At 51.8% G+C, this 1,198-nt stretch carries 1 rRNA gene (cut by a window edge); it reads right to left on the bottom strand.

Annotation, left to right across the window (positions count from 1 at the left end):
* Window positions 1-37 precede the first annotated feature (37 nt).
* Window positions 38-1,198: ribosomal RNA gene (locus tag L1N97_RS16810) — 23S ribosomal RNA — on the bottom strand; its annotated part runs 1,259 nt beyond the window's last position; the annotation flags it as partial.

Consider the following 1,198-nt stretch of genomic DNA (forward strand, 5'->3'; position numbering starts at 1 on the left):
CACACTGTATTCTTTCTTAAAACATCTTGGGCGTTGTATGGTTAAGCCTCTCGGGCAATTAGTATGAGTTAGCTTAACGTGTCACCACGCTTCCACACCTCACCTATCAACGTTGTGGTCTTCAACGACCCTTTAGTAGACTCGAAGTCTAAGGGATGACTCATCTTGTGGCCGGCTTCCCGCTTAGATGCTTTCAGCGGTTATCCGTTCCGAACGTAGCTACCGGGCAATGCCATTGGCATGACAACCCGAACACCAGCGGTTCGTTCACTCCGGTCCTCTCGTACTAGGAGCAACTCCACTCAATCATCCAACGCCCACGGCAGATAGGGACCGAACTGTCTCACGACGTTCTAAACCCAGCTCGCGTACCACTTTAAATGGCGAACAGCCATACCCTTGGGACCGACTTCAGCCCCAGGATGTGATGAGCCGACATCGAGGTGCCAAACACCGCCGTCGATATGAACTCTTGGGCGGTATCAGCCTGTTATCCCCGGAGTACCTTTTATCCGTTGAGCGATGGCCCTTCCATACAGAACCACCGGATCACTATGACCTACTTTCGTACCTGCTCGACGTGTCTGTCTCGCAGTTAAGCTGGCTTCTACCATTACACTAACCGTACGATGTCCGACCGTACTTAGCCAACCTTCGTGCTCCTCCGTTACTCTTTAGGAGGAGACCGCCCCAGTCAAACTACCCACCAGACACTGTCCGCAATCCCGATTCAGGGACCTACGTTAGAACATCAAACATACAAGGGTGGTATTTCAAGGACGGCTCCATCTGAACTAGCGTTCAAACTTCAAAGCCTCCCACCTATCCTACACATGTAGGGTCAATGTTCAGTGCCAAGCTATAGTAAAGGTTCACGGGGTCTTTCCGTCTAGCCGCGGGTATACGGCATCTTCACCGCAATTTCAATTTCACTGAGTCTCGGCTGGAGACAGCCTGGCCATCATTACACCATTCGTGCAGGTCGGAACTTACCCGACAAGGAATTTCGCTACCTTAGGACCGTTATAGTTACGGCCGCCGTTTACCGGGGCTTCGATCAAGAGCTTCGCTTGCGCTAACCCCATCAATTAACCTTCCGGCACCGGGCAGGTGTCACACCCTATACGTCCACTTACGTGTTTGCAGAGTGCTGTGTTTTTAATAAACAGTTGCAGCCAGCTGGTCACTGCGACTCTCC

Source organism: Rheinheimera sp. UJ63 (genome assembly GCF_021568285.1).
GTDB lineage: Bacteria > Pseudomonadota > Gammaproteobacteria > Enterobacterales > Alteromonadaceae > Alishewanella > Alishewanella maricola.